The organism is Bradyrhizobium sp. U531, from assembly GCF_051710265.1.
Taxonomy (GTDB): domain Bacteria; phylum Pseudomonadota; class Alphaproteobacteria; order Rhizobiales; family Xanthobacteraceae; genus Bradyrhizobium.
On record NZ_JASVEN010000004.1, the window covers coordinates 95,503 to 108,188 of the forward strand.

Sequence of the window (12,686 nt, forward strand, 5' to 3'; positions counted from 1 at the left end):
TCTTTTGTCGCGCGAGCAAAACTCATGCATCCTGCCCCTTTCCCCGCATCGTCCGGAGCCGGCCATGACGTATCTGCTGCCGCCACTCAATGCTTTGCGCGCCTTTGAGGCCGCCGCGCGTCATCTCAGCTTCAAGCAGGCCGCCCACGAGCTGCATGTCACCGCAGGTGCGATCAGCCAGCAGGTCCGCCTGCTGGAGGAGCGGCTCGGCGTGCAGTTGTTCGAGCGCCGCACACGGCAGGTCATTCTGACCTCGGCTGGCGAACCCTATCTGGCGCAGGTCCGACAGGCCTTTCGCTGCCTTGCCGAGGCGACTGCCGAGCTCAAGCCCGAGGGCGTCACCAGCATGCTGCATATCGGCCTCCATGCGAGTTTTGCCGTCGAGGGGTTGCGAACGCGCCTTGCCAAGATCCGCCGCGTCCATCCCCAGCTCGCCATCCGCATCAGCCAGCCGGCAGGGCTGCACGAGCTGCTCGAAGGCAAGGTCGACGTCGTGATCGCGGACCGGGTGCAGCGCTGTCCGGGCTATCGGTGCGAGCCGCTGGCGCGCGGCTTCCTGATCGGGCCGCTCGGAACCGCCGAATGCCCTGAAATCGAAACCCTGCGGTCCTGCCTGCTCGGCGATGTCGCGCTCGCGCATGCGGCGGCGTCCAGGGCGCCGCTGCTGCCGGCATCCCAGGGCCGCGCGCCCTGAGGTCTTCGCGCCGGCCGTAACCGCCGGTTAACCATGGATATTTACGGTGTCGCAAGCCTCTGAATTGTGTCTGTGAGTTGATTGCGAACCATGGCGTTCGGTAGCCGCGCATCTCCGCGAAGCATCGCCCCGACGGAGCCTGCGGCTTCGTGGGAAGCGCCGCGGGCTGCGCAGACCAGGCCCGATGGCGCCGCGCCGGGACTGATCAGGGGATCGCTCACGGTCTCCGGGGCGCTCGCGTTCTTCCGCGAGAACGGAAGGCGGATTCTGACGCTGGCTGTGGCGCTGTTTGCCCTCGGCGTCGTCGCTCTCATGGTTCTGCCGGTCCGCTATGCCGCGACGGCGCTCGTCGTGCTCGATCCGCGCGAGCTCCGTGTCACCACGGAGCAGGACGTGCTGCCCGGCATCGGCCAGGATGCCGCGGCGCTCCAGAGCCAGATCGAGATCGCCAAATCCGACGGCTTTCTCCGTCCGCTGATCGAGCAGCTCAAGATCGCCGAGGACGACGATATCGCGGGCGGTCATACCGACATGACGCGCCTGCTCGAGAAATTCCGCAGCCGCCTCGAGATCACGCGCCGCGGGCTCACTTACGTCATTGCCATCTCCTTCACCTCGAACCGTTCCGAGCGGGCCGCCTACTACGCCAACGCGATCGCCGAGGCGTTCGTCGCGAGCCAGGGCCGCGTCCGCACCGCCGCCACGGACGAGGCCGCCGACTGGCTCAAGGATCGCCTCAAGACGCTGAACGAGCGGCTGCGCGCATCGGAAGACGCCGTTGCCGCCTTCCGGCTCGAGCACAAGATCCTCAATGCCGGCAAGGATTCGACCACCCAGCAATTGCGGGTGACCGATATCAACCAGCAGGTCTCCGCCGCGCGCCTCCGCACCGAGGAAGCCAAGGCGCGCTACGACCAGGTGCAGCGCGATCTCAAGGCCAATGTCGAAGGACCGGTGAAGCAGGACCTGTTGAGCATGCTGCGCGCGCAGCGCTCGACCCTGAACGACCAGATCGCGCAGAAGAAGGCCGTGTTTGGCGACCGCCATCCCGACCTCGCGATCTCCTACAGCCAGCTGGCGGACATCAACCGCCAGATCGAGGTCGAGCGGAAGAAGAACATCGACACCGCCAAGTCGGAATATGAAGCCCAGCTAGAGCAGCAGAAGGCGCTGGAAAAGCAGCTCAAGGAAGTCGAGACACAGATGCTGGTCGACGGGCAGGCGCTGGTGAAGCTGCAGGAGCTGCAGCGCGACGCCGACGCCAACCGGAACATCTACGAGCAGTTCCTGTCGCGGTTCAAGACCACCAACGAGCAGCGTCAGCTGCAGAATTCGCAGACCAAGATCGCTTCGCCGGCCATTCCGCCGCTGCGTTCGACGCGCCCGCCGCTCGCGCTGCTGCTGGCGGCGCTGGCGATCGCCTCGCTGCTGACATCGACGGCCGGCGTTGCCGCGATGGCGAGCATGTCCGGGGCGCCTGCCTCCTCCGAGGCTCCCGTGCCTGCGGCCGTGGCAGACACGCAAGGTCGGCAAGCCCGATCTCAAGTCCAGCCTCAAGTCCCATCGCAGGTTCAACCGCAAGCTCCGCCGCAAGTGCAAGCGCCGGCCGTCGCCGCGGGCCGGCCGGAGGCGATGCCGCGACTTCCGGTCTGGGCCCGCATCCCCGATCTCGTGTCCGGGACCGGCCCCACCACGGTCTGGCAAAGGCCGGTCGCCGCGTCGGCCGAGCTCGATCTCGGCGTCTATCTGCGGCCGCTGCTGGAGCGGATCGATCGCGTGCCGGTGCGCGGCTGCAAGGTCGCGCTGGTTTTGTCGGTCGGCAAGAGCGCCGGCGGCAACACCGTCGCGCGCTCGCTCAATCGTGCCGCCGTGAACCGCGGCATGATGAGCGTCCTGATCCGGCTGCAGGGGGAATTCTCCGGCCACCAGCCTCCGGTGACCAAATGGAATGACGGCTCGACCACGGCGGGCCTTCAGTCGATCGACGAGCTCCTGAGCGCCGGCCGCAAGGCCGATGCGCGACCTGAGGACGATATTCGTTCGGAGTTCGACCTGATCATCGTCCATGCCGGCAATCTCGCACTTCAGCCCGACGCCGTCGCGCTGGCGGCGCATGCCGATCTGATCGTGCTGGTGGCGCGTGCCGGCGAGCTCGGATCGGCGGCGATGCGCCGGGTGACCGCGGCGCTGTCGCGCTACGAGGCCGTGCCGACGGGTCTCGTCGTCAATCATGCGCCCGCGGGCACGCAGGCGCCGCACCCCGAGGGCGGTGCATTGGGTCTTGCGGTTTGACCATGACAGCCTCGCGCCGCCGTCTGCTGGCCGCGGTGATGCTCCTGTTCATCCCCTCCGGCGCGCCGGCCTTCGCCGACATGTGCGTGCCCGTGCCGCAGACGGTCGCACCCGTGCGGCTCGCCGCGCTATCGCGCGGCTTCAATGCCGATGGCTGGATCAACGGCGAGGTGCCGAGCCGCGAGCTGCTGCAGCAATTACGAAAGTCGGGCATGAGTCATGTCCGGCTGCCGGTGCCGGCGGAGCGCGTGATGCCGCATTTCGCCGCGAAGGCCGAGCGCGACGAAACGCTGGGCGTGCTCGACAAGGCGCTGAAGCAGCTCACCGCGCTCGGCTATGCCGTTTCGGTCGATCTTCATCCCGGCGACCGCTTCAACCGTCTGCACAAGGATGAGCCGGACGCGTCGCTGCATGAGATGCAGGAGGCCTGGAGCGGTCTTGCCGGGGTCATGCGATCCTATCCCACCGATCGTGTCTTCGCCGAGTTGCTCAACGAGCCCGATATCGACGCCGACCGATGGCAAACCCAGGTCGAAACGCTTGCCGCCTTCGTGCGCAAACTGCTTCCAACCACCACGCTCGTCGTCGGTCCGGTCAATTGGCAGCGCGCGGACTCGCTGCCGCGGTTTCGTCCGCTGGCGGATCCCGACGTGGTCTATGCCATCCATTTCTACGATCCCATGGTGTTCACCCATCAGGCCCATTGGGATGCGCAGGATCCGCTGCACGACATCATCGATCTGCCTTATCCGATCAATGCCGGCGATCCTAAGGTGCAGGCGATCCGCGGGGATCTGCAGGCGAGGGGCGCGGCCAAGGCGCTCGGCATGCTCGACATTGCGATCGCCGCGGCCAGGGACAAGCCGGGGGCCGACCGCTGGCTCGCGCCTGCGTTCGAATGGCAGCAGCAGTTCAAGCGGCCGATCATCGTCAACGAGTTCGGCGTGCTGAAAGCCGGCGCGCCCAGACAGAGCCGGTTGCGCTGGCTGGCGGAGGTCACAGCCTATGCCAGGGAGCATTGCTGGGGCTGGACGCATTGGGAGCTGGCGCAGGGTTTTGGCCTGGTCGACCGCAGCACCGGCAGGCCCGATCCCGACGTGATGCGCGCATTGCTCGGCGGCGCGGGCCGGCCCGGCCGGCGCTGACGCCGGCGCGAACCGGGATCGTTAACGACTCCTTACCCATCGCCCCGCTATCGTGTCGCCGCGCGATGCCAAGGGACGATCGATGAGCGCCGCCAACCCACCGCTGGACCAGAGCGTGCAGGCCGAGCCATCGCCGCCGGCCTGGCGCGAACTCGCCGCGACGTTCTGCATCGCCACGGCAACGATCGGCTTTGCGCCGGTGCTGCATCTGGCGAATCCGGCTCTGGCCATCGTCGTCGAGGTTCTCGTCGGCATCGCCATCGTGCTGGCGGTCCCGACCTATGCGCCGGCCATCGCGATCTTCGTTCTGTTCTTCCAGAACCTGTTCGTCTCGATTCTGTCGCCGCTGGTGCCGCTGCCCTCCGATCTCGACTTCATCAAGGGCTACAATTTTCTCGTCTGCTCCGTGATGTGGCTGGCGACGTTCGGCCTCTACGTGCTGGGCCAGAGGAATCAATCGGCCGAGGTGAACAAGATCATGCGCTGGGGCGTCGCCACCCTCGCCGTGGTGTCGCTGTATTTCGCGATCGGCTTCATCCAGGATGGACAGCCGGCGGCGGTCTATCTGCGCAACATCGTGCTGCCGCTGTTCCTGTTCCAGCTCTCGCTTCTGACGGCCGCCACCTACGAGGTGCGCATCACGCCGTTCCTGGTGACGCTCGCGGTCATCCTCGTCGGTTGCGGCTACGTCGAATTTGCGTTCCGCGACGGCTGGCTGGCGATCACCAACAGCTATACGTTCTGGGGCTTCGACGAGCTCAAGGCGACCCATTCGGGCGTCTGGGAAGCCCAGATGCGGGCCACCGGCAACGTGCCGGTCGATCTCAAGGACCGCTTCAGCTTCGACTTCCTGAACACGCCCCTGCTCGAAGGCTTCGGCCTGTCGAAGATGCTGCGCATCAACGGTCCGAACATGCACCCGATCAGCTTCGCCTACGGGGTCGGCTTTCTCGTCCTGTTCCTGTTCTCGGTGGGACGGCCGCTGCTGGCCCTCGCGGCTTTGCCGCTGCTGGTCTTCTGCAGCGTGAAGGGCGCGCTGATTACGGTCATCTTCGTGGTCGCGGCCTGGATCGGCACCCGCGTGCTCGGCGCCGTGGTGACCTTGTTGCTCGGCTTCCTCGGCATGATCGCGTTTGCCATTCTGGCAATTCGTCTTGGTCTCCAGATCGGCGACTATCACGTCATTGGGCTCATGGGCGGCCTCGATGGATTCGTGCAGAGGCCCTTTGGCCGGGGCCTTGGCATCGGCGGCAATTTGTCGGACAGCTATTTCTCCATCGACTGGAGCGCGGCACAGGCGGCCGGAACCATCGACGGCGCGGTCGAAAGCGCGATCGGCGTGCTCTTGTACCAGATGGGCATCGGCGCCTTCGCGCTGCTGGCGTTCTATTTCGCGATGGCGCTTAGGGCCTGGCGGCTCTACGCCTCGTCGGGATTTCTGACGCAAGGGCTCGCCGGCTTCGGCGTCATGGTCGTGCTGCTCAACGGATTGTTCCAGGAGGAGGCCCTGTTCGCGCCGCTCGCGCTGGGACTCATGCTCTCGCTCACCGGCCTCGTCATCGGCGGCCATGTGAGGATGCAGGTCGCCGCGAGCGAGGAGGCGGAATTCGAGCCCCTCACGCACTACCAGCCCGTGGCCTAGCTCCGCGTCAGACTGCGCCTCTATCGCAGGAACTTCCATTTTTTCCCGGCGTTGAGCCGACGGTCCGCACAGGGCCCGGTTCATGCGATGAAGAATTTTTCCAACGCCGCATTCTCCCCCGAGGTGATCGGGATCATGACGAGCGCTCTGGAAGGCGCAGTTGCGAGCCTGCCCGAGCCCGTGCATGCCTCGCACGTCAACGCGCTCGCGGAATCGATCCTGCGCACCGCTGGCGCGGGCGAGCGCAACGTCGCCGACCTGCAACAGATCGCCCTGATGGAGCTGCAGCTGCTGCCGCGCGATTGAAGAGCAAGAATTGAGCAAGGGATGAAAGTGCACATGAAGACGATACTCGCTGCCGGCTTCGCGCTGCTTGCCACGCTGTCCGCCGCGCGGGCGGAGAGCTGGACCAGCTATCGGATCGCCGAAACCGGAACGGCGGTCGACATTCCCGCGTCGCTGTTCACGGAGATCGCCGGCAAGCCCGAAGGCTACGGCCAGCAGTTTCGCACCTCCGATGGCCGAGCCGACCTCTCGGTGCAGGCCGTTTCCAATCAGGAAGGGCTTTCGCCGGCGGAGTTCCTGGCCAGGAAGAATCCGCCGTCCGGGATCATCTACAAGCGCGTCACCCGGAATTTCTTCGTCGTCTCCAGCACCCGGCGCGACAAGATCTGGTACAACCGCTGCAATTTTACGCGCGGCTATGTGCACTGCGTGCTGATCAATTATCCAGCGGCCGAGAAGCGGCAGTGGGACGGCGTGGTCACGCGGATCAGCCACAGCCTGCGCGCCGACTGAAGCGAACCAGCAAGAAAAAAAGCTGCCCGAGCAAGTCGGGCAGCAGGGGGCGTGAGGGTTAGCGCGCGGTCGTCGACGTCGTCGACATCGTGGGCTTGGAGCCCGGCACATGCGACATCGTCTTGGTGGTCGAGCCGACCTCCTCGCCGGCCTTGACCTGGGTGCGCGTATGCGAGCGGCTGAACGTGCCGCCCTCATGGGCCTGCGCCCGCGCGTTGGAGTTCATCACGGGGCCGTTGCCCTTGTTTGTGCTGACGCCGGTCTGCGCCTTGCCGTCGACGGCAGCGGCGCTTCCGCCGGCAGCGATCGATGAGCCGGTGCTGCCGGTCGCCGAGGTGGACGTGCCGCCCGTGCCAACCGTCGAGGCCGAGGTGCCGCCGGCTGCGGCCGAGCCGCCGCTTCCGCCCGTGACGCTCTTTTGTGCGAGAGCCGGTGAGGTGGCGGCAAGCAGAGCTGCGACTGCCGCGGTCGCAAATAGCGTTCTCATGTTCAATCCTCTCTGTGAATCCCTACGGGGACGATGTCGAAATGGTGCAGCCGTTGACCGTGATGGTGCTGGCGCTGGTCGCGCCGGGCCCGCCTGCGGTCGATGACGAGCTGGAGACGCTGCCGCCGCCAGCCTGCACGTGCACCGATGATCCGCCGGCCGAGCTCGAGCTCGACAGCGAACCGCTCGACGCCGTCGATCCCGTGGTGCCCGATCCCGATGCGCCCGCCGCGCTGATGCTGCCGTCGGCATGTTTTTCGACCGTGACCTTGCAGGTCTCACCCGATGCCGTCTTGCCGGTCTTTTCCATGGTGGTCGCCTGAGCTGCGCCGGCCATCAAGGCCAGCGTTGCGATCGCAATGACTGATCTGTTCATGCGCGTTCTCCTCCAACAAGGACGAGGGAGCGGCATTGCTGCCGCTCCCTCTCAAGGCATCAATCCTTGTCCTTCTTCATCTCACCCTTGTTGTGGCCCTTGCCCTTCTCCATGCCCATGTCGCTGGCATGGCCCGCCGAAGAGCCGGCCGCGCCGACCGTCGAGCCGCTCTTGCCGTCGCCGGCGGACGAACCGCCGGTGCCGACGGTCGATGCGGAGCCCGAGCCCGAGCCCGCTGCCGAGCCACCGGTGCCGACGCTGGACGAGCTCTTGCCGCCGCCGGCCGACGAGCCACCGGTGCCGAGCGTCGAAGCCGAGCCGCTGCCCGTGCCGCTGCCGGCTGCGGAGCCGCCGGTGCCAACGCTCGAGCTGCTGGTGCCGCCGCCCGCCGACGAGCCGCCGGTGCCGAGCGTCGAAGCCGAGCCGCTGCCCGTGCCGCTGCCGGCCGACGAACCGCCGGTCCCCACAGTCGAGCTGCTGGTGCCGCCACCCGCTGACGTACCGCCGGTGCCGACCGTCGAACTCGATTGCGCAACGGCGAGCGCGGTGCTGGCCAGCAGTGCGGCCGCAGCCGCAGAAAGCTTGAGAATCCTCATGTCGTCTTCTCCAGGGTTTCCAAAAACAAATTGCCAAATAAGGCTCGGGATAAATTGGCAATCGCGCAAACGTTCCTGATGGAGGACTCATTGACGCGTTGATTTCCGCGATACGCGAAGTTCCGTGCGGGCTTCCACGTTCCGCGTTCATTCATTCCATGTTCATTTGTGCGAAGGCCTGCGGCCGTGCGCCGCGATAGCGCGACGGACAGTTCTCAGAATGCCCCGACCATCACCTGGCGATCGGAGAGCCGGCGTGAATAGGTTGCGCCCGCTGTTCGCTTAAAACGAAAGCGCGTGGCGCGGACGGGCTGCGGCCGGGATGTGATCTTCTTCTCCGGATGCTCCGGTGCGGCCATCGCAAACGCGTTGCCGACAGCGTGGTCTGGCGACTCGGCGGCGAGCACGGGCGAGGAGGACGTGGGGGCGATGTGAGTCGATGTATCGAAGATGATTTTCTCCGGCCAGGCGCGCGCGGAGTGGATGCGAATGATGGATCGATCCACCTCCGGACCGGCAGAATTTTCGCCGAGCGGCGGCAGCCAGCGATCCAGCAAAAAGAGCAGCGCCAGCACGAAACAGCTGGCAAACAGGACATATCGAATGATCGGCATCAAGCGCCACCGGAAAATGAAGCAATTGGATGCGCGGCCGGCCGCTCCTCCACGGCCAGCCGCGCGGCGGCGTTAGTCCACCTCCTGGACGATCATGCGCGTGTCTGGATCGACCAGCATCACGCGGCTGCCCGAATAGACGTAGCGGTACTTGGTGAGCGAAGGACCCCAGTCACTCGGAACGGTCGCGAGCTCGACGTCGCGCGGCACCGGCGAGCCGACGACGATCTTCTCGCGCGTTTCGACGGGACGGATCTTGTGCTCGGTGACGTAGGAACGAATCCTGGTGCGATACTCCGGTTCGATCTGGACGGTCGCGCCATGACCCGCGCCTGTCGTTGTCGTGACAGTGGTCTGAGCCATCGCGCTGGTCGAGACGAGCAGGGCAGCTGCCGATATCAGCATGAATTTCTTCATCGCATTCTCCTTCACCGCTGTATGCGGCGCTGCGATGAACTCGCCATCCGCCGGCCCGTTCCGTTCGTCGAGGAACGTTTGCCACTTTTTCCCGTTGTGTGCTCGGGAGCAGCTGATTGGAGGAGAGGAAAATGCCCCTACTCATTCTCTGGGCCGTGCCCGCCATGCTGGTCGTCGGCGGCGGCATCTATCTCATCGGCCACATGCACTGAATGCGAAGGCCCCGGTCTTCCGTGAGTGATGAAACAGGGGCCTGCAGCCCGCAAGCCCACCTGTAATCTGCTTCACACGCAAAACTCGCCGATGACGCTAGATGAACCCAAGGCCTCGCCACCGCGCGGCCGGTTCGGAGCTGGCGATGATGGCTGCACTGGCAAGGGCAATATCCCGCGCAACGCGAACTGATATCGACGTCGAAACCCTGAAAGTGCTGGCGATCTTCGCCGGCGCGGGCCTGCTGCTCTCGCTCGTCGTCGCCATGATCTACAATCAAGCGGCCAACGCGGCTTTGTTTTGAGACCGCTTGTGCGGGCTTGCCTCATATTTCCGTCGCAATGGCTCGCTCCAATCCTGCTGCCGGCAGGAGGGGGGCCGTTGAAAACTGCGCTTGTGTCGTTGTTCGTCGTGTTGCCGCTCGCGGCATCCGCTCAGGCGGAGGAAGCGTCAGTCTCCCGTCTCAGATCTTGCGTCCGCGCGCACGCTGCCGACGCGCAAGCCGCCGGCGTTCGGATGCCCGGCGAGGCCGAGAACTACTTCATCAGACAATGTATCCCGTTGTTCGGACTCTTCCTGAACTCGAACAACCTCCCGACCAAGGACGACGGCCCGCTGCCGCCCGGAATCTATCGCACGACGATCGAAGAGGAGTGGCGTGCTTTCCTCGAACGGTCAAATCCGCGCTAGGTCGCGTGCGTAATGGGCAGCATCAGGCCGCCGATAGTCGTACGCGAAACTTGCTCCCGGTCGCCTCGGCATAGCGCAGCAATGTCTTTGTGCTCGGGAGCGTCAGCAGCCTGTCCGCGTCCGTCTCGCCCTGGCGAAGCGCCTCAGATCAAGCCTTGCCACATGAGCTATTGCTCTGATGCAGGCTGGCGACGTCGGCACGGCCCTGGCTTTCGGTGACCTGGATCAACGTGATTGCACCGGGCGTGATGATTCCCATCTGCGGTTGGGCGGAGAGGTAGGTGGTGCTGCCGGCGCGCAGATCCACGCTCACCTTCTCGCTGCCCTGCCCGAACAGGTTGCTGCTCAGCGGAAGATTGTTGACTGCGACCTCGTGGCGGCCCGGAGGCAGGTCGCAGGCCAGGAAACCCGCAGCCTGACTGCCTCCAACGGCGCGTCCATCGACCGAATAATTCGGCTGGATTGCGAAACCCAGGGCGGATGAGCGATAGACCACCAGCCGTGCGGTATTGGCCTTGACGTTATCTGTCAGAGCCGTGCTGCCCATCGGCCCTGACGCACACCCCGCAAGCAAGAAAGCCGCAACCAAGATCCCCGGACGCAAGCCCATTCCAACCCCCTGATTCACAGTCCCCGGGGGATCATTGGCGAGGGTGGTACGCGAAGTCAATCGCGACTTCTGGTCGTGCCGCACCAGCTCATGTCACCGCCATCCCAACGCAGGCGCGACGTGCTTCAGGATCGCCTCGATCGCATGGGCGCAATAGTCGACGCCGAGCTGATTCGGGATCGTCAGCAGCAGCGTATCCGCCTCGGCGATCGCCTCGTCCTGCTTGAGCTGCTCGATCAGCACATCGGGCTCTCCGGCATAGGAGCGGCCGAAGATGGCGCGGGTCTGCGGGTCGATGAAGCCGATCTGGTCCGCGCCGCCGCGTTCGCCGCCGAAATAGGCGCGGTCGCGATCGTTGATCAGCGCGAAGATGCTGCGGCTGACGGACACGCGGGGCTCGCGGGTGTGGCCGGCTTCCTTCCATGCCGCGCGATAGGCACGGATCTGCGCGGCCTGCTGCACGTGAAAGGCTTCGCCCGTCTCGTCGTTCTTCAGCGTCGAGCTCTGCAAATTCATGCCGAGCTTTGCCGCCCACACCGCGGTCGCGTTCGAGCCGGCGCCCCACCAGATGCGCTCACGCAAGCCGGCGGCATGCGGCTCGATGCGCAGCAGGCCCGGCGGATTTGGAAACATCGGCTGCGGGTTCGGCTCGGCGAAGCCTTCGCCGCGCAAGAGATCAAGGAAGACTTCAGCGTGGCGCCGGCCCATGTCGGCATCGCTCTGGCCCTCGGCCGGGCGATAGCCGAAATAGCGCCAGCCATCGATCACCTGCTCGGGCGAGCCGCGGCTGATGCCGAGCTGCAGCCGGCCGCCGGCGATCAGGTCGGCGCTGCCCGCGTCTTCGACCATATAAAGTGGATTCTCGTAGCGCATGTCGATCACGGCCGTGCCGATGTCGATCGTGCTGGTCCTGGCGCCGACGGCGGCGAGCAGCGGAAAGGGCGAGGCGAGCTGCCGCGCGAAGTGATGCACGCGGAAATAGGCGCCGTCCGCCCCCAACTGCTCGGCCGCGACCGCAAGGTCGATCGATTGCAGCAGCGTGTCCGACGCCGAACGGGTCTGCGATTGCGACGAGGGCGTCCAGTGTCCGAAGGACAGAAATCCGATCTTTTTCATGGGCGTCATTTAATGGCGGCAGAAGCGGCGTCAACCGCCTGAGCCGGGGGTGGAGCCATGCGAGGCGGGCGAGAAGTGGTCGGCGCGCGCGACCAGCAGATCCAGGAAGCTGCGCGCACGCAGCGACATCCACTGCGTCTCCGGATAGACCGCATGCAGCGGCAATGCGGCGATGCTGTAATCCGGCAGCACATGCTCGAGCTCGCCGCTGCGAAGCCCGTCCGCGGCGTTCCATTCGGGCAGGATGGCGATGCCGAGATGATGCATCGTGGCCTCCTGCATGGCGTCGGCGTCGTCGACGTGAATGGGCCCGTTGATCGAGGCGACGTGCCGGCCGTGCTCGGATTCGAAGGCCCATCGGTTGGCCGGCGACATCCTGGAATAGACGATGCATTGGTGCGAGCCGAGATCGTCGGGCGTGCGCGGCAGCGGGCGGCCGTGCAGATAGGTCGGTGTCGCCACCAGGTAGCGTTGCACGGTGCCGAGCCGGCGGGCGATCAGCGTGCTCGCCTCCAGATGTCCAATCCGCAGCGCCAGCTCGAGGCCTTCTTCGACGAGGTTGACGAAGCGCTCGCTGAAGCGGATGTCGACGCGCACTTCCGGATAGTGCCGCACATAGTCGGCGACGACAGGCATCATGTAGCGCCGTCCGAATGACGAGGGCACGCCGATCCGCAGCGTGCCGCTGGGGCGGGGCGCCGCCTGTTCGACGCTCGAACGCGCCATGTCGAAACTGTCGAGAATCTGCCGCGCGAGATCGTAGATGCGGTGCGCCTCGGCCGTCGGCTTCAGCGTGCGCGTCGTGCGCGAGAACAGCTGCGTGCCGAACTCGCTCTCCAGCATCGCGATGCGCTTGCTGATCGCGGGCTGGCCGAGGCCGAGCTCCTTCGCCGCCGCCGAGAAGCTGCCGCCCTCGAGGGTGCGAACGAACGCGCGCAGGCAATCGATCCGGTCCATAATTCATTCCTAATCGGAATAAATTATATCCCATTTATT

16 protein-coding genes are annotated in these 12,686 nt (G+C 65.6%); 9 read left to right on the forward strand and 7 right to left on the reverse strand.

Annotation, left to right across the window (positions count from 1 at the left end; genetic code table 11):
* Positions 1 to 64: 64 nt before the first annotated feature.
* From QRQ56_RS19950 to QRQ56_RS19975, 6 genes are all read left to right on the forward strand, one after another.
* Positions 65 to 694 (forward strand): LysR family transcriptional regulator, encoded by a 630-nt coding sequence (locus QRQ56_RS19950; protein ID WP_438742504.1) that lies wholly within the window; start codon positions 65 to 67, stop codon positions 692 to 694.
* Between the two features lie 90 nt (positions 695 to 784).
* Complete coding sequence (locus tag QRQ56_RS19955) at positions 785 to 2,986, forward strand: GumC family protein (RefSeq protein WP_438742505.1); 2,202 nt, start codon at positions 785 to 787, stop codon at positions 2,984 to 2,986.
* 2 nt (positions 2,987 to 2,988) lie between these two features.
* Positions 2,989 to 4,131, forward strand: coding sequence for a glycoside hydrolase family 5 protein (locus QRQ56_RS19960; protein ID WP_438742507.1), 1,143 nt, complete (start codon positions 2,989 to 2,991; stop codon positions 4,129 to 4,131).
* A gap of 82 nt (positions 4,132 to 4,213) precedes the next feature.
* Positions 4,214 to 5,773 carry a hypothetical protein gene (locus tag QRQ56_RS19965; protein WP_438742508.1) on the forward strand — a complete coding sequence of 520 codons (1,560 nt, stop codon included), beginning with the start codon at positions 4,214 to 4,216 and terminating at the stop codon, positions 5,771 to 5,773.
* Between the two features lie 87 nt (positions 5,774 to 5,860).
* Positions 5,861 to 6,079 (forward strand): hypothetical protein, encoded by a 219-nt coding sequence (locus tag QRQ56_RS19970; RefSeq protein ID WP_438742509.1) that lies wholly within the window; start codon positions 5,861 to 5,863, stop codon positions 6,077 to 6,079.
* Between the two features lie 33 nt (positions 6,080 to 6,112).
* Complete coding sequence (locus QRQ56_RS19975) at positions 6,113 to 6,571, forward strand: hypothetical protein (RefSeq protein WP_438742510.1); 459 nt, start codon at positions 6,113 to 6,115, stop codon at positions 6,569 to 6,571.
* A 58-nt stretch (positions 6,572 to 6,629) separates the two neighbouring features.
* Here the strand turns inward: QRQ56_RS19975 and QRQ56_RS19980 are convergent, their stop codons facing one another.
* A complete protein-coding gene (locus QRQ56_RS19980; RefSeq protein WP_438742511.1) occupies positions 6,630 to 7,058 on the reverse strand; it encodes a hypothetical protein in 429 nt (142 codons plus the stop codon).
* 41 nt (positions 7,059 to 7,099) lie between these two features.
* On the opposite strand from QRQ56_RS19980, the gene QRQ56_RS19985 reads away from it, so the two are divergent.
* Positions 7,100 to 7,381: a hypothetical protein gene (locus QRQ56_RS19985; RefSeq protein ID WP_438742512.1), complete on the forward strand. Its 282-nt coding sequence runs from the start codon at positions 7,100 to 7,102 to the stop codon at positions 7,379 to 7,381.
* Between the two features lie 112 nt (positions 7,382 to 7,493).
* On the opposite strand, the gene QRQ56_RS19990 is transcribed toward QRQ56_RS19985, so the two are convergent.
* The 3 genes from QRQ56_RS19990 to QRQ56_RS20000 form a co-directional block, all read right to left on the reverse strand.
* Positions 7,494 to 8,030, reverse strand: a complete 537-nt coding sequence (locus QRQ56_RS19990) for a hypothetical protein (protein WP_438742513.1) — start codon at positions 8,028 to 8,030, stop codon at positions 7,494 to 7,496.
* A gap of 215 nt (positions 8,031 to 8,245) precedes the next feature.
* A complete protein-coding gene (locus tag QRQ56_RS19995) occupies positions 8,246 to 8,644 on the reverse strand; it encodes a hypothetical protein (RefSeq protein ID WP_438742514.1) in 399 nt (132 codons plus the stop codon).
* 72 nt (positions 8,645 to 8,716) lie between these two features.
* The gene (locus QRQ56_RS20000) at positions 8,717 to 9,061 is read right to left on the reverse strand and encodes a DUF1236 domain-containing protein (RefSeq protein ID WP_438742515.1); all 345 of its coding nucleotides are present in this window, start codon (positions 9,059 to 9,061) and stop codon (positions 8,717 to 8,719) included.
* A 358-nt stretch (positions 9,062 to 9,419) separates the two neighbouring features.
* Between QRQ56_RS20000 and QRQ56_RS20005 the strand changes: the two genes are divergently transcribed.
* Positions 9,420 to 9,578, forward strand: a complete 159-nt coding sequence (locus QRQ56_RS20005; RefSeq protein WP_438742517.1) for a hypothetical protein — start codon at positions 9,420 to 9,422, stop codon at positions 9,576 to 9,578.
* Between the two features lie 92 nt (positions 9,579 to 9,670).
* Entirely contained in the window at positions 9,671 to 9,964 is a 294-nt protein-coding gene (locus QRQ56_RS20010; protein ID WP_438742518.1) for a hypothetical protein, read from the forward strand.
* A gap of 148 nt (positions 9,965 to 10,112) precedes the next feature.
* On the opposite strand, the gene QRQ56_RS20015 is transcribed toward QRQ56_RS20010, so the two are convergent.
* The 3 genes from QRQ56_RS20015 to QRQ56_RS20025 form a co-directional block, all read right to left on the reverse strand.
* The gene (locus tag QRQ56_RS20015) at positions 10,113 to 10,574 is read right to left on the reverse strand and encodes a DUF2846 domain-containing protein (RefSeq protein ID WP_438742519.1); all 462 of its coding nucleotides are present in this window, start codon (positions 10,572 to 10,574) and stop codon (positions 10,113 to 10,115) included.
* A gap of 93 nt (positions 10,575 to 10,667) precedes the next feature.
* A complete protein-coding gene (locus QRQ56_RS20020; RefSeq protein WP_438742520.1) occupies positions 10,668 to 11,690 on the reverse strand; it encodes an LLM class flavin-dependent oxidoreductase in 1,023 nt (340 codons plus the stop codon).
* A gap of 30 nt (positions 11,691 to 11,720) precedes the next feature.
* Positions 11,721 to 12,647: a LysR substrate-binding domain-containing protein gene (locus tag QRQ56_RS20025; protein WP_438742521.1), complete on the reverse strand. Its 927-nt coding sequence runs from the start codon at positions 12,645 to 12,647 to the stop codon at positions 11,721 to 11,723.
* Positions 12,648 to 12,686: the final 39 nt, after the last annotated feature.

Bases quoted from the DNA above. Each gene is read 5' to 3' on its own strand.
- QRQ56_RS19950 (WP_438742504.1), top strand. From the start codon at position 65: ATGACGTATCTGCTGCCGCCACTCAATGCTTTGCGCGCCTTTGAGGCC.
- QRQ56_RS19970 (WP_438742509.1), top strand. From the start codon at position 5,861: ATGAAGAATTTTTCCAACGCCGCATTCTCCCCCGAGGTGATCGGGATC.
- QRQ56_RS20000 (WP_438742515.1), bottom strand. From the start codon at position 9,061: ATGAAGAAATTCATGCTGATATCGGCAGCTGCCCTGCTCGTCTCGACC.
- QRQ56_RS20025 (WP_438742521.1), bottom strand. From the start codon at position 12,647: ATGGACCGGATCGATTGCCTGCGCGCGTTCGTTCGCACCCTCGAGGGC.
- QRQ56_RS19980 (WP_438742511.1), bottom strand. From the start codon at position 7,058: ATGAGAACGCTATTTGCGACCGCGGCAGTCGCAGCTCTGCTTGCCGCC.
- QRQ56_RS19985 (WP_438742512.1), top strand. From the start codon at position 7,100: ATGGTGCAGCCGTTGACCGTGATGGTGCTGGCGCTGGTCGCGCCGGGC.
- QRQ56_RS19995 (WP_438742514.1), bottom strand. From the start codon at position 8,644: ATGCCGATCATTCGATATGTCCTGTTTGCCAGCTGTTTCGTGCTGGCG.
- QRQ56_RS19960 (WP_438742507.1), top strand. From the start codon at position 2,989: ATGACAGCCTCGCGCCGCCGTCTGCTGGCCGCGGTGATGCTCCTGTTC.
- QRQ56_RS19975 (WP_438742510.1), top strand. From the start codon at position 6,113: ATGAAGACGATACTCGCTGCCGGCTTCGCGCTGCTTGCCACGCTGTCC.
- QRQ56_RS20005 (WP_438742517.1), top strand. From the start codon at position 9,420: ATGATGGCTGCACTGGCAAGGGCAATATCCCGCGCAACGCGAACTGAT.
- QRQ56_RS19965 (WP_438742508.1), top strand. From the start codon at position 4,214: ATGAGCGCCGCCAACCCACCGCTGGACCAGAGCGTGCAGGCCGAGCCA.
- QRQ56_RS19990 (WP_438742513.1), bottom strand. From the start codon at position 8,030: ATGAGGATTCTCAAGCTTTCTGCGGCTGCGGCCGCACTGCTGGCCAGC.
- QRQ56_RS19955 (WP_438742505.1), top strand. From the start codon at position 785: ATGGCGTTCGGTAGCCGCGCATCTCCGCGAAGCATCGCCCCGACGGAG.
- QRQ56_RS20020 (WP_438742520.1), bottom strand. From the start codon at position 11,690: ATGAAAAAGATCGGATTTCTGTCCTTCGGACACTGGACGCCCTCGTCG.
- QRQ56_RS20015 (WP_438742519.1), bottom strand. From the start codon at position 10,574: ATGGGCTTGCGTCCGGGGATCTTGGTTGCGGCTTTCTTGCTTGCGGGG.